This is a genomic window from Massilia sp. Masssp94 (assembly GCF_059491305.1).
Genome location: NZ_CP168501.1, coordinates 319,428 through 339,861 on the forward strand (window position 1 = coordinate 319,428; position 20,434 = coordinate 339,861).

Sequence of the window (20,434 nt, forward strand, 5' to 3'; positions counted from 1 at the left end):
CAGTCTAGGGAAACGCCACGGCGTCCGTTATCGAAAACCGGCAAAACCGGTCACTGGAACGTCCGGCCGCCCACGCGCTTGACGGTCTCGGACGGCAGTTCGCCGAACAGGCGCTTGTAGTCGACCGACAGTTGCGACAAATGCCAGAAGCCCCAGCGCGCCGCCATGTCGCCGATGGTCTTCGCGCCGCGCGAATTCATCAGGTCGCGGTGCAGGCCGTTCAGGCGCACGATCTTCAGGTAGGCGGCCGGGCTCATGCCGATCACCTGCGTGAAGCAGTATTGCAGCGTGCGGCGCGACGTGAAGGTGCGTTCGCACAGGTCCAGCACCGTCACGGGACGGTCCGGGTTCGCCTCGATGTACTCGCGCGCCTTGGCCACGACGTGCAGCGCCTTCTTCGCGTCCGGCGTGGCGTCGCCGTGGGTGGCGAGGCCCAGGTATTCGTCGACCAGGCCGACCAGCTCGCTGACCAGCTGGTCGCGTGTCTCCGTCAGCGCGAGCTGGTAGGGCTGGTAGGTCATCGTCAACAGCGCGATGCTGAGACGGTGGCGCAGGATCGCGGCGAACGCGGGATTGTGGACGTGGTTGGCGGCGTTCGCCAGTAATTCGGCGGCATCCAGCCGCACCTGGTCGTCCTCGACCGGCAGCATGGACACCGGCATCGTGACGCTCAACATCGTGCAGTTCGGCGGGGTGCTCAGTTCCAGCGTGGCGTGATCGCTGAGCGCCGTCACGTGGTCCATGCCGACCGTGTGGCCACGCCAGCGCGCCTCGCCGTCGAGGTGAGCGAACACGCCCAGCGCCACGACGCCGGTGCGTCCGGGGCCAGTTTCGAATACGGCCTGCGACGTCTTTTCCTCGAACAGCTGGACGTCGCCGATCAGGGCTTCGGTGATCTGGCCGCTGAAGCGGCCCTTGGAGAGCTGGTCGTAGACCTGGTTCCAGCCGGTCAGCACGCGCTCGTGCTGCCAGAGATTGGAGGTGTGGACCGTCTTGCGGCAAGCGTTGATGGCATTGCCGACCTGCGGCACGGCCGTGGCCGTCCCGAAATGCTGTTCCGCGGAGCTCATTGCCTCCTCCCAAGCGTGGATGAATCGACTCTAGCCGGCCGATTTCATTAAGATGTTAGCAAACCCGCGGGCGCGTGTCAGCCGGATTCGCTCGACTGTAATGTTTCGCAAAAAATGCTCCAAAACTGACGCGTGCGCGCAACGCGCAAGCGCAACGCCCGCCGGGGCGCATGCGTCCCGGCGGGCGAAATGTTGAACAGCGATCGTTCAGGATTTCATGATCTTGACCGTCTGGATCGTGGTGAATTCCGCCAGGCCGTGCTTGCCGAATTCGACGCCGATCCCCGACTGCTTCACGCCGCCGAACGGCGCGTCCGGCTGCACGGCGCCATGCTCGTTGATCCACACGCTGCCGCATTCCAGGCGTTTGCCGATCTCGACCGCGCGCGCCGGATCGCTCGACCAGACGGAACCGCCCAGGCCGTTCGGATTGTCGTTCGCCAGGCGCACGGCCTCGTCGACGTCGCTGTATTTGATGACCGGCAGGATCGGGCCGAACTGTTCTTCGTCGACGAGGCGCGCACCGTTCGTCAGCCCGGCGACGATGGCGGGCTCGAAGAAGTAGCCCTTCCCTTCGCGCACCTTGCCGCCGGCGAGCACCTTGCCGCCGTGTTCGCGCGCATCGTCGAGCAGTTCGCGCACGATGTCGAGCTGCGCGCGGTTCTGCACGGGACCCAGTTCGGTACCGGGCTCCAGGCCGTCGCCCACCTTCACCGCGCCGGCCAGCCGCGCCAGTTCGGCGCACAGCGCGTCGTATTGGCTCTCGTGCACGTACAGGCGCTTCAGGCACGCGCAGGTCTGGCCATTGTTGTGGAACGCCACGCCGAACAGCTTCGGCGCCACGGCCTTGACGTCGACGTCGGGCAGCACGATGCCGGCGTCGTTCCCGCCCAGTTCCAGCGTGAGGCGCTTGAGCGTCGCGGCCGCGGTTTCCATGATGCGCTTGCCCGTGCGCGTCGAACCCGTGAAGACGATCTTGTCGACGTCGGGATGGCCCGTCAAAGCCGCGCCGACGGCACCGCCACCCGTCACGAGATTCAGCACGCCCGGCGGCAGGATCGCGTTCGCCAGCTCGACGAAGCGCGCCGTCGCAACGGGTGTGTACTCGGACGGCTTGAGCACGACGGTGTTCCCGGCCCGCAGCGCGGGGATGACGTGCCAGATCGCGATCATGAGCGGCCAGTTCCACGGCGTGATCGATGCGACGACGCCCAGCGGCTTGCGATGCACTTCGACGCGCGCCTGCTCATTGTCCTGGATGACCTCCGGTTCCAGGTCGATGTCGGCGGTGACGTGGGTCCAGGCGATGGCGCCGCCCAGTTCCATGCCGGCGCCCACGCCGTTCAGGCCCCGCAGCGGTTTGCCGGTTTCGCGGGTGACCAGTTCCATCAGCTCGGGCATGTTCGCTTCCAGCGCGTCGCCCAGCGCATGCAGCTTCGCCTTGCGCCCGGCGTCCGGCAGCGCGCTCCACGCGGGAAACGCGGCCCGTGCGGCCGCCACGGCGGCGTCCACGTGTTCCGGGCCGGCGTCGTGCACCTTCGCGAACGGTTCGCCCGTCGCCGGGCTGATGATGGCCAGCGTGGGGCCGGCGTTGACGGTCTGGCCATCGATGATCATCGAATACGTCTTCATGTCCACTCCTCCAGTGATTGATTATTGTGCGTCTCGCGCCACGCCGCGCTTGGAAAACCGGATCACCCGTCCGGCATCCGCGACCACGCTCGTCAGCGACAGGCGGTCGCCGCGCTGGCGCGCCCTGAACGTTGCGCCGGCATCGCCGCTGTCGAACATCGTGCCGTCCAGGCCCACCGCTTCCACGGTGCCGTCCTGCGTCTGGACGATGCCGGTCACCGAACTTTTCGCGCCGCTGCCGACGGCCTGCCAGTGCGCGCCGCCGTCGGTGCTGCGGTACATGCTGCCGCGCAGGCCGCCGACGAGCAAGGTGCCGTCACGCAGCGCGGCACCGGTCCAGAACGAGCCCTTGTAGCCGGTGTCCAGGTAATCCCACGAGCGGCCGCGGTCCTTCGTGCGCAAGACCATGCCGCGCTCCGCCGCGACGAACAGCGTGCCGTGCGCATCGGCGAACGCGGCCAGCAGGTTGCGGTCGGCGCGGCCGCCGCCGGGCGGCGCCGGCAGGGTCAGGGGTTCCCAATGGGCGCCGCCGTCGTGCGTCGCCAGCACCAGCGACCACAGGCCCACGGCGATGCCTTCCCGCTCGTCGAAGAAGTGGACGCCGAACAGCGGCCGGTCCTCGTTCGTGTCGCTGCGCTGCACGGTCCAGGTCTCGCCGCCGTCGGACGTACGCAGGATCACGCCCCAGTGGCCGACGGCCCAGCCGTTCTTCGCATCGGCGAAGGACACGGCCGTCAGGGTCGACGATACCGGCACCGCGCGCGCCTGGCGGAACGTCTTGCCATGGTCGTCGGACAGCAGCACGACGCCGTAGTCGCCGACGCCGACGATGCGCGCGCCGGCATGCGTCGCGCCGAGGATGGTGGCTTCGCCGGCGTACGCGGTCGGCACGGCCGGCTGCTGCCTGAGCGCGGGCGCCGTCGTGCCTTCCGCATGCGCGCAGGCGGCTGCCAGTGCCAGTACGAGGGAAAGAGAAAAGCGTGTCATGTCGGTTCCTCGATCAGTGGGCAAGAATGCCGGGTGCCTGCACGGGCTTGCGGCGCGGGAAAAGGCGCTCCAGCCAGACCGCGAACGCGGGCAGCGCCGTCATCGCCATCACCATGTTGATCATGAACATGAAGGCGAGCAGCTTGCCCATGTCGGCCTGGAACTTCAGGTCGGAGAACGCCCAGGTGGCGACGCCGATCGCGAGCGTGATCGCCGTGAAGATCGTCGCCGTGCCGACTTCCAGGATCGAGTGCTCGATGGCCTTGACGATGCCCTGCCCCTGCGACAGGTGCAGCTGCAGGCGGTTGTAGATGTAGAACGCGTAGTCGACGCCGATGCCGACCGCCAGCACCATCACCGGCAGGGTGGCCACCGTCAGGCCGATGCCTTCCACTTTCATGAACCAGTAGCCGATGAACGTGCCGACCGTCAGCGGCAGGCAGCACGCCAGCACGGCGCGGAAGTCGCGGTAGACGACGGCGACGAGGATCACGATTGCGGCGTACACGTACAGCATCATCGGCAGCTCGCTGTGCTCGACTTCCTCGTTGACGGCGGCCAGTGCGCCGGCATTGCCCGACGCGAGGCGGATCGTCACGCCCGGCAGCACGTTCGCCTGGCGGAACTGCTTCACCGCCGCGATCACGCGGTTGATCGTCGTCGCCTTGTGATCGGCCAGGAACAGGTGCACGGCCGTCATGCTGCAATCCTTGGTCATGAACCCGCGCACCCGGCCGATCTCGGTCGACAGCGACGCATAGTTGGCCGGGTCGATCGGCACGACGGCCATCTTCGGATTGCCCTCGTTATAGCCTTCGTTGTAGCTGCGCAGCTGGCCCGCGTAGGAGCTCACGGACAGCACGCCCGGCGTATGCTGCAGGGCCCACACGAACTTGTCCTGGTAGGTGCCGATGGCGACGTTCTCGCAGGAGCCCGGCGGCGCCTCGAAGATCACCGTCAGCCAGTCGAGGCCCGTGTCGTAGCCGGTCGAGATGGCGACGGCGTCCTGGTTGAAGCGCGCTTCCGGACGCAGTTCGGGCGCGCCCGGCTGCAGGGTGCCGATCACGCGGTCGCGGCTCTCCCAGGCGGCCAGGCCGAACACGCCGGCGGTGATCACGATGACGACCAGCGCATTGCGCGGCTCGGCCACGCGTGCCAGCGTACGGAGCCAGTTCGAACGCTTCTCGCGCTGTTCCATGGCCTTTTGCGCATATTCCTTCGTGAACGTGAAGTACGACGCGGCGATCGGCAGCATGGCGAGGTTCGTCGTGATCTTGAAGAACACGCCCAGCGACGCGGTGATCGCCAGTTCGCGCACCATCGGGATCGGAATCAGGATCAGGGTGATGAACGAGACGAACGCCGTCACCAGCGCCAGCACGCCGGGGATCAGGAGGCCGGTAAAGCTCGCGCGGGCAGCCTGCTCCGTCGTCTTGCCGTGCGAGAGCTCGCGCATGATGAAGTTGATCTGCTGGACGCCGTGCGACACGCCGATCGCGAACACGAGGAACGGCACCAGCACGCCCAGCGGGTCGAGACCGAAGCCGAGCAGCTTCAGCGCACCGAACTGCCAGACGAGCGACGTCAGCGAACAGACGATGGGCAGCAGGGTAAAACGCACGGAGCGGCAATACCAGTACACCGCCAGTGCGGTCAGCAGCAGCGCGACGACGCAGAACTGCAGCACGGACCGGGCGCCGTCCGCGATGTCGCCGATCTGCTTGGCGAAGCCGATGATCTGGATCTCGAAGTCCTTGTCCTCGAATTTTTTGCGCAGCTGCTGCTCGAGCAGGTGGTTGTACTGGACGTAGTCGATCTTGTTGCCGTCCTTGTCGACCTCCGCCAGCTCGGCGATGATCATCGCGCTGGTCTGGTCGCGCGAGACCAGCGTGCCGACGAAGCCGCCCTGGTTCGTCGAGCGCTGGATGTCCGCGATCAGTTCCGGCGTCAGCAGCTCGGGCGTGATCGTCCCGGCGATCACGGGATCGGCCCGGAAGCCCTCCTCCGTGATCTCGTTGACGAAGCTGTTCGGCGTCCACAGCGACTGCACGCCGAGGCGGTCGATGCCGGGCAGGTAAGTCACGGCCTGGGTGACGTCGAACAGGCGTTTCAGGCCCGGCGCCGTCCAGATCGTGCCGTGGCGCGCCTTGACGACGACGTTCAGGCGGTTCGCGCCCAGCACGTCGTTGCGGTATTTCTGGAACGTGGTGATGTATTCATGGCCGATCGGCAGCTGCTTTTCGAAGCCGGCCTCCATGCGCAGCTGCACGGCGAAATACCCCATCGCCGCGGTGAACAGCGCGAGCCAGAGCAGGAACGGCGTGCGCCAGCGGAAGCACGCGTCTTCCAGGGATTTCAACAGGCGCGGCAGGCGGCCGGGCGTGCCGGGTGACGTGGACACGATGACGCTCCCTTCAGAAGTTACGGGAGACGTAGGCGCCGACGAAACCGCGGTCGCGCAGCGGCTGGTCGAACACGCGCTCGCCGCCCCAGAAGCGGCCATAGTTCACGGCGAACTGCCACGTGGCCGGATTGCGCATGAACGTGAGCGTCAGGTTGGCGGACTTCGCGCCGTTCATGAACAGGCCCATGGTGTTGGGCGTGCGGCCGTTCACGGCCTGGAAATAGTAGATCTCCGGGACCACCTGCCAGCCCGGCACGATGGTGCCGTCGTACACCCAGCTGAAGTCGACGTTATAGCCCCACGACGTCTTCGTGCCGACGGATTCCGGCGTGCCCGCGGCGTTGAACTCCTGGCCCCAGCCCCACAGCCCTGCCGCGACGGGATCGGCGCCGTACATCGATTTCAGGTGCGGGTAGCGCACGACGACGGTTTCGGCCATGAGGGTGGCCGTATCGGCACCGCCCAGCGCCTTGAGGATGCCGCCGTATTCGCTCGGCGTCAGGCTCAGCATGCCCGTCACGTGCCACTGGAATTTCTTCTCGTCGACGTAGCAGTTGCCGCGGTTGTAGCTGCAGCCGCTCGCCGCCGGGTTCAGCGCCACCGGATCCTTCGGCCGGTACGACAGCTCGGTGCCGATCGACCAGTCGCCGACCGGGAAGTTGGCGCTGATGCCGTACAGCGTGCGGCCTTCCGGGAACACCCATGCCGGGCCATTCGCGACGCTGAGCTGCGGCGCCTTGTCGTGGTAGCGCATCGCATAGAAGCCGACGTTCAGCGACGTGCCTTCCGGCTGCCAGCGCAGCGACGCGCCGTACTGCCCGCCGTTCTTCGCCTCGTGCTTCGCGAAGCCATATTCCGCATAGCCCTTGCCCAGGCCGTTCGCGACCGACCAGTAGCTGCCGGTCGGCGGGAAGTAGTTGTCGTTCCAGTTGGCCTGGACATAGCCCTCGAAGTTCAGGCCGTGGCCGAGGCCCGTGGCGAAGCTGGCGATGGGCGCCGGCAGGAACACTTCCTTCAGCTGCGTACCCGGCTGCGACAGGCGCATGATGTCCTGCGCGTTCGTCTGGTTGATCCCGCCCGGCAGGAACAGGCTTTCGCCCCAGCTGATCACCTGGTTGCCGACGCGGACGCGGGCGCGTTCCTCGCCCAGCGAGAATTCCTTGCTGACCCAGAAGTCGAGCAGGCGCGCCTTGAAGCGCAGGTCTTTTGCGGCCGAATCGGTCAGCGAGCCTACGTCCGGCGGGTTCGCGGCGCTGGCGTGGCCGGTGGTGCGGGTCGACGCGAAGTCGCGGATCCAGCTCACGCGGCCGAGGAATTTCCAGTCGTCCGGCAGCTTGAGCAGCAGGTCGTGCGTGCCCTTCAGGTACGTGGTGAACGCGTCGCCGCGGTCGTAGTTCAGGTCCCCCTGGTCGCCCAGGCCGCTGGTCGGCGCCAGGCAGCCGGCCGGTGCGCCGTCGCCCGTGGCGCCGGCCGTGACCAGCGTGCAGGCCTGCTTCTGGGCGCGGATGCCGATGCCGGCCGTGACCGTCGAATCGAAGGAGCCGGAAATCGATCCGGACTGGAACGTGGCCGCCTGGGCTGCGCCGGCCCAGGCAAGGAACACGGCGAGTGCTGCGCGCGTCTGTTTGGTTGTCATCCTGTTTCCCGTCTTGTTATGCATGTTGTGGTTCGCTGTCGATGCCGGCGGCTGCCGGGGTACGATGCATCCTAATGGTGGTGTTTCGGGCGCCGGTATCGAAAACTGGCAATTCGCCGCTCACGCCCGGCACGATGAGGACGCCGAGGATGTGGAGTGCGTTGTCCATGCTGCCGGTGGCCGTCTTGATGCCGCTCGCGCGCGCCTCGGCCGACAGGTGCGACGCCGGGATCGCCCAGAAGATCGGCATCGCGGCGAACAGCAGCACGGTCGCCGTCGACAGCAGTGCCAGCGCGCCGATCGCATTCGGGATCACCGAATACAGGCCGCCCAGCACGCCCGCGACCATCACGCCGGCGAAGAAGATCGACATGACGGACGCGCGCCGGCGCGGCGGGAACCAGTAGGTCAGGTACAGCACGATGCCGGGGAAGAAGCCGGCTTCGAACACGCCGAGCAGGAAGCGCAGCAGATAGAACTGGTCGGGCTCGCGACGAACATCATCGCGACGGAAGCGGCGTCCCACGACAGCATGATGCGCGCGAACGTCTTGCGTGCGCCGTATTTCGCCGGCAGCAGGTTGCTGGGCACCTCGAACAGCACGTAGCCGACGTAGAACACGCCGGCACCCAGGCCGTACATGGCGTCCGTGAAGCCGATGTTGATGCGGTCGAGGAAGGATACGACGTAGCAGATGAAGAGGAACGGGATGATGCGGCGGGATATCTTGCGGTAGAGCGCGTCGTCGGTGCCGTCGGCGGTTGCAAACGGCCCCCCGTTCGCTCGGGCGGTAGCGTGAGCCATGCGTGTCTCCGGATTTTATTATGGAATCCATGGCAGGAGCGCATGAGGTATGTGACAATCTCATAGCGCTCATACCTGTTATGAACGCCATGAGTGCAGCGTCAGAGTCCGCCCATGGCGACGTACTTCAGTTCCATGTATTCCTCCAGCCCGTGGCGCGATCCCTCCCGGCCGATGCCGGACGACTTGACGCCGCCGAACGGCGCAACCTCGGTCGAGATCAGCCCCGTGTTCACGCCGACCATGCCGTATTCCAGGCGGCGCGACACGCGCCAGGCACGCGCGTGGTCCTTCGTATAGAAGTACGCCGCCAGGCCATATTCGGTGTCGTTGGCCAGCGCAATGGCCTCGGACTCGTCGGTGAAGCGGAACAGGGGCGCGACCGGTCCGAAGATCTCTTCCTTCGCCACCGCCATCGCTTGCGTGGCGTCGGCCAGCACCGTGGGCTCGTACCAGCTGCGGCCCAGCGCATGACGGCGGCCACCGGCCAGCACGCGCGCGCCCTTGCCGAGCGCGTCGCCGACCAGTTCCTCGACCTTGGCCACGGCCGCGTCGTCGATCAGCGGACCGACAGTCACGCCGTCGTCGCGGCCGTCGCCGACCTTGAGCAGGCCGACGGCGGTTGCCAGCTTCCCGGCAAAATGGTCGTAGATACCGTCCTGCACGAGGAAGCGGTTGCTGCACACGCAGGTCTGGCCCGCGTTACGGTATTTGGACGCGATGGCGCCGGCGACGGCCGCGTCGACATCGGCATCGTCGAACACGATGAACGGCGCGTTGCCGCCCAGTTCCAGCGACAGCTTCTTGACCGTGTCCGCGCATGCGCGCATGAGGTGGATGCCGATCGGCGTCGAGCCCGTGAAACTCAGCTTGCGCACGACGGGGCTTGACGACATCGCGCCGCCGATGGCGCTCGCCTTGCCCGTCACGACGCTGAACACGCCGGGCGGCACGCCCGCGCGCACGGCCAGTTCGGCCAGCGCCAGCGCCGACAACGGCGTCTGCTGCGCCGGTTTCAACACGATCGTGCAGCCGGCGGCGAGCGCCGGCGCCACCTTGCGCGTGACCATCGCGGCCGGGAAGTTCCAGGGCGTGATGGCGGCGCACACGCCGACCGGTTCGCGCGTGACGACCAGCTGGCGGTCGCGTGCCGGCGACGGGATCACCTCGCCGTACGCGCGCCGGGCTTCCTCGGCAAACCATTCGATGTACGCGGCCGCGTAGGCAATCTCCCCCTTCGCCTCGGGGAGCGGCTTGCCCTGCTCCGCCGTCATGATCGCGGCCAGGTCGTCCTGGCTGGCCAGCACGAGGTCGTGCCAGCGGCGCAGGATGCGGGCGCGTTCGGCCGCCGTCGTGTCGCGCCACGTCTGGTACGCGGTATCGGCCGCCGCGATCGCGCGCTGGGTCTCGATGGCGCCGCAGAACGGCACGTTGGCGATGGTGGTGCCGTCGGCCGGATTGACGACGGGCGCGGTGGCGCCTTCGTCGGCGTCCACCCAGGCGCCGCCGATGAGGCAGGACTGGCGCAGCAGCGCCGGATCGTTCAGTTCGAGCATGGGATTCCTTTCAATATGCGGCGCCGGCCTTGACGCCGTCTGCCTTGAAACGCGCGGCCAGCGCGACGGCGGCATTGCGCAGCAACAGCGCGTCGACGCCGACGAGCACGAAACTCGCGCCGATGTCCCGATAGCTTGCCGCCAGCGCCGGATCGGCCGAGAACACGCCGGCAGCCTTGCCCGCGGCGGCGATCTGGCCGATGGCGCGGGCGACGGCGTCCCTGACCTCGGGGTGGCCTGGATTGCCGAGGTGTCCCAGCGAGGCCGCCAGGTCCGACGGTCCCACGAACACGGCATCGACGCCGTCGACGTCGAGGATGGCGGCCAGGCCGTCCAGCGCGGCACGCGACTCGATCTGCACGATCAGGCATTGCTCGTCGTCGGCACGCGCGACATAATCTGCGACGCCGTTCCAGCGTGCCGCGCGCGCCATCGCCGTGCCGACGCCGCGGATGCCGTGCGGCGGATAGCGCATCGCGCGGACCAGCGCTTGCGCCTGTCCGGCCGTCTCCACCATCGGCACCATCAGCGTCTGCGCGCCGGCGTCGAGCAACTGCTTGATGGCGCCCGGGTCGTGGTCGCGGGTGCGCACGACGGGCCGCACCGGGTACGCGGCCAGCACCTGCAGCTGGGCGATGATGATGCGCAGGTCGTTGGGACCGTGCTCGCCGTCGATCAGCAGCCAGTCGAAGCCCGTGCCGGCCACCAGGTCGGCGACGTACGGCTCGGCCATCCCGAGGAACAGCCCGATCTGCTGCTCGCGCGCGGCGAGCGCACGTTTGAAGAGGTTGCGTGGCATGTCCATGCGGCCTCCTTACACGAAGCGTGCGCCGATCGCGCCCAGCGTGCCGTAGTCGATGTGGAAGGTGTCGCCCGGACGGATCTTGACGGGGCGCGTGAACGAGCCGGCGAGGATGACCTGCCCCGGTTCCAGCGCCACGTCGAACGGCGCGAATTTCTTCGCCAGCCACGCGATGCCGTTGGCCGGGTGATTGAGCACGCCTGCCGCGACGCCGCTTTCCTCGATTACGCCGTTGCGGTACAACAGCGCCGCGATCCAGCGCAGGTCGACGTCCATCGGCTTGATCGGACGGCCGCCCATGATGATGCCGACGTTGGCGGCGTTGTCGGAAATGGTGTCCATCACCTTGCGCGGGCGCCCGGTCTCCGGATCGATGCGGTGGCAGCGCGCGTCGATGATCTCGACGGCCGGGATCACGTAATCGGTGGCCGACAGCACGTCGAGCATGCTCACGTGTTCGCCGGCCAGGCGGTCCTTCAGGATGAACGCCAGTTCCACTTCGAGCATGGGATCGATGAAGCGGTCGCACGGGATGTCGCTGCCATCCTTGAACACCATGTCGTCCAGCAGCGTGCCGTAGTCCGGTTCGTCGATCTGCGACGACATCTGCATGGCGCGCGACGTCAGGCCGATCTTGTGGCCGATGATCCTGCGGCCCTCCGCCAGTTTCAGCCTGATCCACTCGCGCTGGATCGCATACGCGTCGGGGATCGTGATGTCGGGATGGTCGAGCGAGATCTGGCGCACCTGGCGGCGGCTCTTCTCCGCTTCGTGCAGGCGCCAGGCGGCGTGTTCGATGGTGGTTTGGTCGAGCATGTTGGTCTCCTTCCGTGTCACGCGGCGGGCTTCTTGTAGCGCGCGTGGATGTTGTTCTGCTTCCAGGTGCCGGCTTCGCTGAACTCGGCGATTTCCAGCGACAGCGCCAGGCCACGCCGGGCGTACAGGTCGGCGAAGTGTTCCGTCATCAGGCGGAACAGCGCGTCGCCGGTCCGCTGCTTCGTTTCAGGCGACCGGCCGCTGCCGATCTTCAGCGTGGCGTGGACGAACGCGTCGTCCTGGCTGCCATCGGCCACGCACCAGTCCAGCAGCCGGATGGCACGCGAGCGGATGCCGCCCGTCGGGTAGACCCCGCCCTGGGCGATGAGGACGTCGTTGGCCCGCTTCAGCAGCGCGGGCAGCGCGACCTCGTCGTAGATGTTGTCGGTGCACTCGAACGTGAGGTGTGGCATCGCATGCCTCACACGGGCAGGATGGCGTTCAACTGCCCGGTGCCGGACGAGCCGAAGTAAGGCGTCACGATCTCCGCCCTGCCTTCGTAGTCGTCCCAGCCGAGGGCACCGAGCAGCATCGCGGTGTCGTGCATGAAGCCTTCGCCGTGGCACTTGGTCGCGTACTCGGGCAGCATGCCGCAGAAGGTCTTCCAGTCGCCGTTCTTCCACAACTCGACGACGTGCCGGTCGGTCGTTTCGAGGAATGGATCCCAGACCTTGTGCAGGAATTGCTCGGACACGCCGTTCTGCGCGAAGCGGTGCGACAGCGAGCCGCTGGCGAAGATCGCCACGGTGCCGTCGTACTCCACTTCGATCGCGCGGCGGACGGCACGGCCGAATTCCACGCTGTCCGGCAGGTTGTGCGCCATGCACAGCGCCGCCGCGGAAACGATTTTGAAACGCTTGTCCCCGTTCATGTAGCGCATCGGTACCAGCGCGCCGTATTCGAGGCCGAGGCTCGTGTCGTCGTGGGCGCGGGTGTGCACCCCGGCCCGCGTCGCGGTGTCCGCGACCAGCTTGCCCAGCTGTGGATTGCCGTGGTACGCGTACGGCAGGTTCTTGATGAAGTGCGGCAGTTCGTTGCTGGTGTAGATGCCTTCCCAACGCGGTGCGCAGTTGATGTGGTAGCCGCTGTTGACGAGCCAGTGTGTATCGAACACGACGATCGTGTCGACGCCCAGTGCGCGGCAGCGGCGCGCGATTTCCTTGTGGCCGTCGATGGCGGCCTGGCGGCAGCCCTTGTGCGGTCCGTCCTGCTCGGACAGGTACATCGACGGCACGTGCGTGATCTTGGCCGCGAGTGCGAGTTTGCCCATGTCGGTCTCCTCCTTCGTTGTGTCAGACGCCCCAGCGCGGGATGGGATGGTTGCCGTACGAGATGGCGACGTTCTTCGCCTCGCAGAACACCTCGTAGCTGTAGTGGTTGCCCTCGCGGCCCGTGCCGGACGCCTTGACGCCGCCGAACGGCTGGCGCAGGTCGCGCACGTTCTGGCTGTTCACGAACGTCATGCCCGCTTCGATGGCCTTCGCCATGCGCATCACGCGGCCCGTGTTCTCGGTCCACAGGTACGAGGACAGGCCATACACGGTGTCGTTGGCGAGGCGCACGGCCTCTTCTTCCGTCTTGAAGCGGATGATGCAGGGCACGGGTCCGAAGATTTCGTCCTGTGCGATCTTCATACGGTTGTCGACGTCGGCGAACACCGTCGGCTGCACCCAGTTGCCGCCCTTGAGGTGGGCGGCAACGTCGGGCGTGCCGCCGCCGTAGACCAGCTGCGCGCCCTCGCGCTGTCCGAGCTCGATGTAGCCCGTCACCTTGTCCCAGTGGCCGCGGCTGATCAGCGGCCCGATGATGGTGTCCGGATCGAGCGGATCGCCCACCTTCAGCCGTGCCGCGCGGCCGGCGAAGTCGGCGACGAACTTGTCGTAGATCCTGTCGTGCACGAGGATGCGCGACCCCGCCGTGCAGCGCTGACCGTTGTTCGAAAAGATCATGAAGATCGCCGCGTCGAGCGCGCGCTCGTAGTCGGCGTCGTCGAAGATGATGAAAGGCGATTTGCCGCCCAGCTCCATCGAGAATTTCTTCAGGCCGGCCGCCTTGACGATGCGGTTGCCGGTGGCGGTCGACCCCGTGAACGAGATCGCGCGCACGTCCGGATGCGCGATCAGCGGCTCGCCCGCCGTGTGGCCGAAACCGTGGACGACGTTGAACACACCCGGCGGAATGCCGGCTTCCAGTACCAGTTCGCCGAGGCGGCTCGCGGTCAGCGGCGACAGTTCCGACATCTTCATCACGGCCGTGTTGCCGAGCGCGAGGCAAGGTGCCGTCTTCCACGTCGCGGTCATGAATGGCACGTTCCACGGCGAGACGAGCGCGCACACGCCCACCGGTTGCCACAGCGTGTAGTTCAGGTGGCCCGTGTCGGAGTCATATGTTTCGCCGTGCTGGTGCTGGGCCAGTTCGGCGAAATAATAAAAATTGTCGGCGGCGCGCGGGATCAGCGCCTTCTTCGTCTGGCCGATGACCTGGCCGCAGTCGCGCGTCTCCAGCTCGGCCAGTTCAGGCACGTTCGCGGCGATCAGGTCGCCCAGCTTGCGCAGCAGCCGGCCGCGCTCCCTGGCGGGCGTCGCGGCCCAGCCGGGAAACGCCGCCCTGGCCGCGGCGACGGCAAGGTCGACCTCCGCCTGCCCGCCACTGGCGACGGTGGCGAGCACCTCGCCGGTGGCCGGATCGATCGTGTCGAACGCATCCCGGCTGTCGACCAGCTTCCCGCCGATCAGGTGTTGTACGTGTTGGGTCATGGTTTACTCCTTGTCCTGGACGATGGTGTTGACGAGCGTGCCGATGCCCTCGATCCCGGTCTCGACGACGTCGCCTGCCTTCACGTCGGCGAGACCTTCGGGTGTGCCGGTCAGGATCACGTCACCGGGGTATAACGTCATGAACGAGGACAGATATTCGATCAGCGTCGGGATGTCGAAGATCATGTCGGCCGTCGTGCCCCGCTGCGTGGTCATGCCGTTGACGCGCGTCGTGAGCTTCAGATTCATCGGGTCGGGCACGTCGGCGCGGTCGACCAGCCACGGCCCCAGCGGCGTGCAGCCATCGCGGTTCTTCACGCGCAGGTTCGGGCGGTACCAGTTTTCGAGGTAGTCGCGGATCGCATAGTCGTTGGCGACGGTATAGCCGCGCACGATGTCGTAGGCGTGCTCCTTCGGGACGCGGTAGCCCTGCTTGCCGATCACGACGGCCAGCTCGCACTCGTAGTGCATGTAGCTCGCGTCGGCCGGCCGGCGCGTCGACGCGCGGTGGCCGACGATGCCGTTCGTCCCCTTCAGGAAGACCAGCGGCACCTCCGGCGCCTTGAACGCGAGTTCCTTCGCGTGGTCGGCGTAGTTCAGGCCCAGTGCGAAGACGGTGCCGGCCTCGATCGGCGCCAGCCACGCCACCTTGTCTTCGTCGAGCCGGCGGCCGTCGGCGAGGCGCACGCGCCCGTCGGCGGCGTGGGTCACGTCGTGGATGGCGCCCTCGAAGGCGATGCGTCCGTGTTTCATCGTGCGCCTCCTTCGATCGTGAATGCCAGCGTGCCCAGGCCGTGGGCCGACACGCGCACGCGGCTGCCGATATGGGCGCGCGGGGCGCCGTAGCGCACGCCGACCAGCAGCACGTCACCGGCGCGCAGGGTCATGAATTCGGTGACGTCGGCCAGCAGCTGCGCCGGATCGCGCAGGAGGCTGGACAGCGCCCAGCCATCCGCCACGCAGCCGTCGATGTCGATGCCCAGCGCCACGCGCGACAGGTCGCGCAGCGGATGGATGGTGCCCAGCGGGAGCGCGCCATCGAAGCATTTCTCGCGTATCGCCGGGCGGTAGTAACTGGCGTGCGGCAGGCTCAGGTCCGCCGCCAGCACGATGCCGGCCACGGCATCCAGCGCATCGCGCGGCGCCAGGCGTGCGGCCGCCCGGCTCATCACGAGGCCGATCGTGGCGCCCACCTCCACTTCCGTCGCGCCCTGCGGCAGGCGCACGGTCCCGCCGTCGCCGACCCGCGTGCCGGCCGGCTTGATGTACAACACCGGCGCCCTGGGCGCCCCCTTGTAGGGCGCGGCATCGAGGTCGCCGAGCGCCCTCGCCGACGCGCTGTCGTTCAGCACCACGCCGTACACGGTGGCCGTGGGCGCGACGCTATCCCGGATGAATTGCATGAGATTGTCTCCTTCGCGAAAATTCATTAAGATGTTAATCATTAAGATGTTAACGAGTCAACCGGTTTTTCGCGCAGCGTGTCGGGCGAGGGATCGACTACAATACGGCCATGGTCAAGAAAATCGAGTATCGCAACCTGCCCAACATGTTCCTGAAAGCCAGGGAAGTCCTGCTGGGCCAGTTCCGTCCCATCATCACGCACTTCGGGCTCACCGAGCAGCAATGGCGCATCCTGCGCGTGCTTGCCGACGCGGGCGAGCTGGAACAGCGGGAGATTTCGGAGACATGCGTGATCCTCGGTCCGAGCCTGACCGGCGTGCTGTCGCGCATGGAAGACATGGACCTGATCGTGCGCACGCGCATGGAGGAAGACCAGCGCCGCGTGACCGTGCGCATGACGAAGCTGGGCGAGAAGATCGTCGACACGCTGAGCCCCCTGATCACGCAGCAGTACCGCAACCTCGAACAGGCGTTCGGGCCGGCGCTGATCGCGGAGGTCTTTTCCGTGCTGGACAGGTTTGTCGACGCGGACCGGGAAGCGATCCGGCAGGTCGAGCTGCCGGATCGGCGCGCCGTCGACAAGGAGATCGCGCGGCTGATGAAGTAGCGCGCAAGGAAACGCCCCGCGCGTGGCGGGGCCTCGTGCCGCGTTATTGCTGCGGAGACGGCGCCTCCACATTGCGCCGTGCAATCGCGAACGCTGCGCGCAGCACCTGCAGGTCGCCGATGTGGTTCGCCAGCAGCAGGATCAGCTGGGCGTTGAGCATCTTGCTCTGCCCGTCGTCCAGGTCCTGGTGCGTGTCCACCAGCATCTCGTAGAAGGCATCGTGGTCGGCGATGTTCGGCTCGACGTTGAGCAGCGTGTCGGTTCGGGCGTTCATGCGTGCTCCACCTGGCGTTCGGTTTGAGGAATGGCGTGCGGCGCCGCCGCGTTGCCGGTGGCACGCGCCACGGCCGCGCGGACCGCTGCCGTGTCGACGTAGCGCCAGCGGGCGCACACGTGCTGGTCGGGACGCAGCAGGTACAGCGTCCCTGGCCTGGCGTCGTAGCGTGCGGCGAGCACGCCATCGACGTCTTCCAGCATGCCCGGCTGCGCCTGGCCGGCCGGGGCCACGACGAGCGTCTGCACGGGAATGCGTTCGCCGCTCAGCATCTCGAGCTCGCGCAGCGTCCCGGCATCGTTCTCGGCGCCGGCGAAATACAGGCCGGTGAACTCATTCCCCGTCTGCCACAGGAGCCAGTCCGCTGCGCCCTGCATGCGCACCGGCGCATCCGAGGCCGGCGAACCCGGACGCATCGCCGCGCTGAACACATCGCTGTCCGGCGTGTTGAGCGCCGTGTCGCCATACACGGACGGCATCGACAGGCGGCCGCTGTTGACCAGCTTGCGGGCGAACGGGAACTCTTTCGACAGTTGCAGCACGGCGTCGCGGAACAGCCGGCTCACCGCGCTCTTGGGCGTGATGAAGTCGGTGGCGCGCGTCGAGTTCAGGATGTTCTCGTCGGCCGCATACTCGCGTTCGCGGGCATACGTGTCGAGCAGCGCGTCGGGCGCCTTGCCTTCGATGACGAGGCGCAGCTTCCAGGCCAGGTTGTCCGCGTCCTGGATGCCGCTGTTGGCGCCGCGGGCGCCGAACGGCGAGACGCCGTGGGCCGAGTCGCCCGCGAACAGCACGCGGCCGTGGCGGAAGTCGTCCATGCGCAGGCAGCAGAACGTGTAGATGCTGACCCATTCCAGTTCGAACTGCGTGTCCTTCCCGAGCAGCGCCTGGATGCGCGGGATGACGCGTTCCGGCTGTGTTTCCGCGACGGGATCGGCATCCCAGCCGAGCTGGAAGTCGATGCGCCAGACGTCGTCCGGCTGGCGGTGCAGCAGCACCGACTGGCCCGGGTGGAACGGCGGATCGAACCAGAACCAGCGCTCGGTCGGGAAGTCGGCCGTCATCTTGACGTCGGCGATCAGGAAGCGGTCGCGGAACACGCGGCCGTGGCTTTCCAGACCCAGCAGGCGGCGCGTCGCGCTCTTGGCACCGTCGGCGGCGACCAGGTACTGGCCTTCGAGCACGTATTCGCCGTCCGGCGTCTCGACGGTCAGCACGACGTGGTCCGGATGCTGCAGCAGGCCGACGACCTTGCTGCGCCAGCGCAGGTCGATATTCGGCAGTTCCTGCGCGCGTTCGTGGAGGTAGCCTTCCACGTAGTACTGCTGCAGGTTGATGAACGCCGGGCGCTGGTGGCCCTGTTCCGGCAGCAGGTTGAATTCATAGACCTCTTCGTCGCGCATGAACACGCGGCCGACGTTCCAGCTGACGCCCTTGTCGACCATGCGCTCGCCGCATTGCAGGCGGTCGAAGATCTCGAGGGTGCGCTTGGCGAAGCAGATCGCGCGCGAACCGGCGGAGAGCTTGTTGTCGTCGTCCAGCAGCACGACGGGGATGCCCTGCTGCGCCAGGTCGATCGCCGTGGCCAGCCCGACCGGGCCCGCGCCGACGACGATCACCGGATGGCGCCTGGCGTCGCCGGTGGCTGGCGCGTAGTCGAATACGCACCGTTGGTAGTCGATATCCATGTCTACTCCCGGTCAGGCCTGCAGCGAGTGCCACATGTCCTTGTCGCGCTCCGCGGTCCAGATGCGCGGATGCTTGATGCCGCTGGCCTCGTCGTAGGCGCGCGTCACGTCGAACGGCAGGCAGTGCTCGTAGATGAACACGTGGCCGAACTTCGGATCCATCTTGCTGCGCGTGTGCGCCATCGCTTCCTTCAAGGTCATCCTGGCGGCCACGGCTTCCTTCGCGGAATCCAGCAGCGTCGTGACGAAATCCTTCGTGTAGTCGATGCCGGCGTTGACCTCCTGCGGGTTGACCAGGGCGGGACCGCGGCCCGGCACCAGCTTCTCGGCGCCGAGGGCGCGCAGCGCTTCCAGCGTGGCCGGCCACTCTTCCAGCTGGGCGTCGCCCGTGTAGGCGGCGGCGTCGAATTCGACCAGGTCGCCCGAGAAGCAGATCTTCTGCGACGGGATCCAGGCGATGGTGTCGCCCTTCGTGTGGCCCATGCCGATGTGCGCCAGGCGCACTTCGAGCTTGCCCATGAAGATCGTCATCTCTTTTTCGAACACCATCGTCGGCCAGGACAGGCCCGGCACGGATTCGACGCCCGCGAACAGGCGCGGGAAGCGTTCGATCTCCGATTTCATGTCCTGCTCGCCGCGCTCGGCGATCAGTTCGTAGGTCCCGCGCGATGCGATGATCTGCTCGCCGCCTTCCTGGAAGTAGGCCGATGCGCCCAGCACGCGCACGGCGTGGTAGTGGGTCAGCACGACGTACTTGATCGGCAGGTCCGTGACGCTGCGGATATGCTTGATCAGCGACTGGGCCATGATCGGCGTGGCGGTGGTGTCGATCACCATCACGCCGTCGTCGCCGATGATCACGCCCGAGTTCGGGTCACCTTCCGCGGTGTAGGCATAGGCGTTGTCCGACAGCTTGATGAAGCTGGTCTTCTTCTCTTCCAGGTCCGCTTGCGAAGCGAATTTTTTTTCTGCCATGATGCAATCTCCTCGATGATGCCGAGCTTGTTGTCGGTAGGCAGACGATACGAGTTGCCGTATTATCCGTAAATCGGGTAACGTCGATAACCACTATGAACACCATACATAACGCGGACCTCGACCTCAATCTGCTGCCCGTATTCGATGCGTTGATTCGCATCGGCAACGTCAGCCGTGCGGCCGAGGAATTGAACATGTCGCAGAGCGCCGTCAGTCACGCGTTGAAGCGCCTGCGCGCCTTCTTCGGGGATCCGCTGTTCCTCAAGACCGGCAGCGGCATGCAGCCGACGCCGCGGGCGCTGGAACTGCGGCAGCCCATCCTGAACGTGATGGGCACGGTGCGCGGCGAACTGCTGGTGCGCGAAGGCTTCGATCCGACCGTCGCCCGACGGTCCTTCACGCTGTGCCTGACCGACATGGGAGAACTGATCTTCCTGCCGCGGCTGATTTCCCGCCTGCGCGGGGCGGCCCCCGGCTGCACGTTGCGTACGCTGCAGTTGCCGATGGACCGGGTGCCCGACGCGCTGGAAAGCGGCGAGGCCGACCTGGCGCTCGGGTCGCTGCACGCGATGCCGGAGGGGTTGTACCAGCAGCAGCTGTTTACCCGCTCCTTCGTCACCATCGTCAACCGGAGAAACCGCGCCATCGGCGACGTGCTGTCGCGCGCGCAGTTCTTCGCGCTGGAACACATCGTCGTGTCGATGTCGGGGCGCATCGAGGATGCGTACGATGCCGTGGTCGACGAGCTGGCCGGCCCGCGCCGCATCTATCTCACGACGCCGCACTTCCTCACGGTGCCGATGATCATCGAGCAGAATCCGCAGCTGATCGCGACCGTGCCGCGCGAACTGGCGACCAAGTTCGCCGGCTATAACAGCATCCGCATGGTCGACACGCCCGTCGCCGTGCCGCCGTTCGCGATCCGCCAGCACTGGCATCCGCGCTTCCAGCACGATGCGGCGAACACGTGGCTGCGCCGGCTCGTCAAGGAGACGTTCGACACGCACCCGGAGTGAAAAC

General features: G+C 66.9%; 18 protein-coding genes and 1 pseudogene. 2 read left to right on the forward strand and 17 right to left on the reverse strand.

Translation table 11 applies throughout. The features are described 5' to 3' along the window. Positions 1 to 50: 50 nt before the first annotated feature. The 14 genes and pseudogenes from ACEN9G_RS01295 to ACEN9G_RS01360 form a co-directional block, all read right to left on the reverse strand. The gene (locus ACEN9G_RS01295; protein WP_413344078.1) at positions 51 to 1,070 is read right to left on the reverse strand and encodes a helix-turn-helix domain-containing protein; all 1,020 of its coding nucleotides are present in this window, start codon (positions 1,068 to 1,070) and stop codon (positions 51 to 53) included. Positions 1,071 to 1,277: 207 nt separating this feature from the next. After that, positions 1,278 to 2,702 (reverse strand): aldehyde dehydrogenase family protein, encoded by a 1,425-nt coding sequence (locus ACEN9G_RS01300; protein WP_413344079.1) that lies wholly within the window; start codon positions 2,700 to 2,702, stop codon positions 1,278 to 1,280. A 21-nt stretch (positions 2,703 to 2,723) separates the two neighbouring features. Further along, positions 2,724 to 3,689: a YCF48-related protein gene (locus tag ACEN9G_RS01305; RefSeq protein WP_483127609.1), complete on the reverse strand. Its 966-nt coding sequence runs from the start codon at positions 3,687 to 3,689 to the stop codon at positions 2,724 to 2,726. Between the two features lie 13 nt (positions 3,690 to 3,702). Then, the gene (locus ACEN9G_RS01310; RefSeq protein WP_413337182.1) at positions 3,703 to 6,060 is read right to left on the reverse strand and encodes an efflux RND transporter permease subunit; all 2,358 of its coding nucleotides are present in this window, start codon (positions 6,058 to 6,060) and stop codon (positions 3,703 to 3,705) included. Positions 6,061 to 6,103: 43 nt separating this feature from the next. Further along, positions 6,104 to 7,729, reverse strand: coding sequence for a DUF1302 domain-containing protein (locus tag ACEN9G_RS01315; protein ID WP_413337148.1), 1,626 nt, complete (start codon positions 7,727 to 7,729; stop codon positions 6,104 to 6,106). Positions 7,730 to 8,045: 316 nt separating this feature from the next. Then, a pseudogene (locus ACEN9G_RS01320) lies at positions 8,046 to 8,533 on the reverse strand (MFS transporter); the annotation flags it as partial. A gap of 101 nt (positions 8,534 to 8,634) precedes the next feature. After that, complete coding sequence (locus ACEN9G_RS01325) at positions 8,635 to 10,089, reverse strand: NAD-dependent succinate-semialdehyde dehydrogenase (RefSeq protein WP_413337149.1); 1,455 nt, start codon at positions 10,087 to 10,089, stop codon at positions 8,635 to 8,637. Positions 10,090 to 10,099: 10 nt separating this feature from the next. Further along, positions 10,100 to 10,894, reverse strand: coding sequence for an aldolase/citrate lyase family protein (locus ACEN9G_RS01330; protein ID WP_413337150.1), 795 nt, complete (start codon positions 10,892 to 10,894; stop codon positions 10,100 to 10,102). 9 nt (positions 10,895 to 10,903) lie between these two features. Continuing rightward, positions 10,904 to 11,707, reverse strand: a complete 804-nt coding sequence (gene hpaH / locus ACEN9G_RS01335) for a 2-oxo-hept-4-ene-1,7-dioate hydratase (protein ID WP_413337151.1) — start codon at positions 11,705 to 11,707, stop codon at positions 10,904 to 10,906. A gap of 17 nt (positions 11,708 to 11,724) precedes the next feature. Further along, the gene (locus ACEN9G_RS01340; protein WP_413337152.1) at positions 11,725 to 12,120 is read right to left on the reverse strand and encodes a 5-carboxymethyl-2-hydroxymuconate Delta-isomerase; all 396 of its coding nucleotides are present in this window, start codon (positions 12,118 to 12,120) and stop codon (positions 11,725 to 11,727) included. A gap of 8 nt (positions 12,121 to 12,128) precedes the next feature. Beyond that, positions 12,129 to 12,977, reverse strand: coding sequence for a 3,4-dihydroxyphenylacetate 2,3-dioxygenase (hpaD, locus tag ACEN9G_RS01345; protein WP_413337153.1), 849 nt, complete (start codon positions 12,975 to 12,977; stop codon positions 12,129 to 12,131). 22 nt (positions 12,978 to 12,999) lie between these two features. Next, complete coding sequence (gene hpaE, locus ACEN9G_RS01350) at positions 13,000 to 14,463, reverse strand: 5-carboxymethyl-2-hydroxymuconate semialdehyde dehydrogenase (protein ID WP_413337154.1); 1,464 nt, start codon at positions 14,461 to 14,463, stop codon at positions 13,000 to 13,002. 3 nt (positions 14,464 to 14,466) lie between these two features. Continuing rightward, the gene (locus ACEN9G_RS01355; RefSeq protein ID WP_413337155.1) at positions 14,467 to 15,216 is read right to left on the reverse strand and encodes a fumarylacetoacetate hydrolase family protein; all 750 of its coding nucleotides are present in this window, start codon (positions 15,214 to 15,216) and stop codon (positions 14,467 to 14,469) included. Continuing rightward, positions 15,213 to 15,866 (reverse strand): fumarylacetoacetate hydrolase family protein, encoded by a 654-nt coding sequence (locus ACEN9G_RS01360; protein ID WP_483127610.1) that lies wholly within the window; start codon positions 15,864 to 15,866, stop codon positions 15,213 to 15,215. The genes ACEN9G_RS01355 and ACEN9G_RS01360 overlap by 4 nt, the downstream gene beginning before the upstream one ends. 110 nt (positions 15,867 to 15,976) lie before the next feature. Here ACEN9G_RS01360 and hpaR point away from each other — a divergent pair, with 110 nt between their 5' ends. Then, positions 15,977 to 16,474, forward strand: coding sequence for a homoprotocatechuate degradation operon regulator HpaR (hpaR, locus tag ACEN9G_RS01365; RefSeq protein WP_413337158.1), 498 nt, complete (start codon positions 15,977 to 15,979; stop codon positions 16,472 to 16,474). Between the two features lie 43 nt (positions 16,475 to 16,517). On the opposite strand, the gene ACEN9G_RS01370 is transcribed toward hpaR, so the two are convergent. The 3 genes from ACEN9G_RS01370 to ACEN9G_RS01380 are packed head-to-tail and all read right to left on the reverse strand — an operon-like array spanning position 16,518 to position 19,411. Continuing rightward, positions 16,518 to 16,748: a DUF2783 domain-containing protein gene (locus ACEN9G_RS01370; RefSeq protein WP_413337159.1), complete on the reverse strand. Its 231-nt coding sequence runs from the start codon at positions 16,746 to 16,748 to the stop codon at positions 16,518 to 16,520. After that, positions 16,745 to 18,436, reverse strand: coding sequence for an FAD-dependent oxidoreductase (locus ACEN9G_RS01375; protein WP_413337160.1), 1,692 nt, complete (start codon positions 18,434 to 18,436; stop codon positions 16,745 to 16,747). Before ACEN9G_RS01375 ends, ACEN9G_RS01370 begins: the two co-directional genes overlap by 4 nt. A gap of 12 nt (positions 18,437 to 18,448) precedes the next feature. Beyond that, the gene (locus ACEN9G_RS01380) at positions 18,449 to 19,411 is read right to left on the reverse strand and encodes an MBL fold metallo-hydrolase (RefSeq protein ID WP_413337161.1); all 963 of its coding nucleotides are present in this window, start codon (positions 19,409 to 19,411) and stop codon (positions 18,449 to 18,451) included. 95 nt (positions 19,412 to 19,506) lie between these two features. On the opposite strand from ACEN9G_RS01380, the gene ACEN9G_RS01385 reads away from it, so the two are divergent. Beyond that, positions 19,507 to 20,430, forward strand: a complete 924-nt coding sequence (locus tag ACEN9G_RS01385) for a LysR family transcriptional regulator (RefSeq protein ID WP_413337162.1) — start codon at positions 19,507 to 19,509, stop codon at positions 20,428 to 20,430. The last annotated feature ends 4 nt before the right edge of the window (positions 20,431 to 20,434 follow it).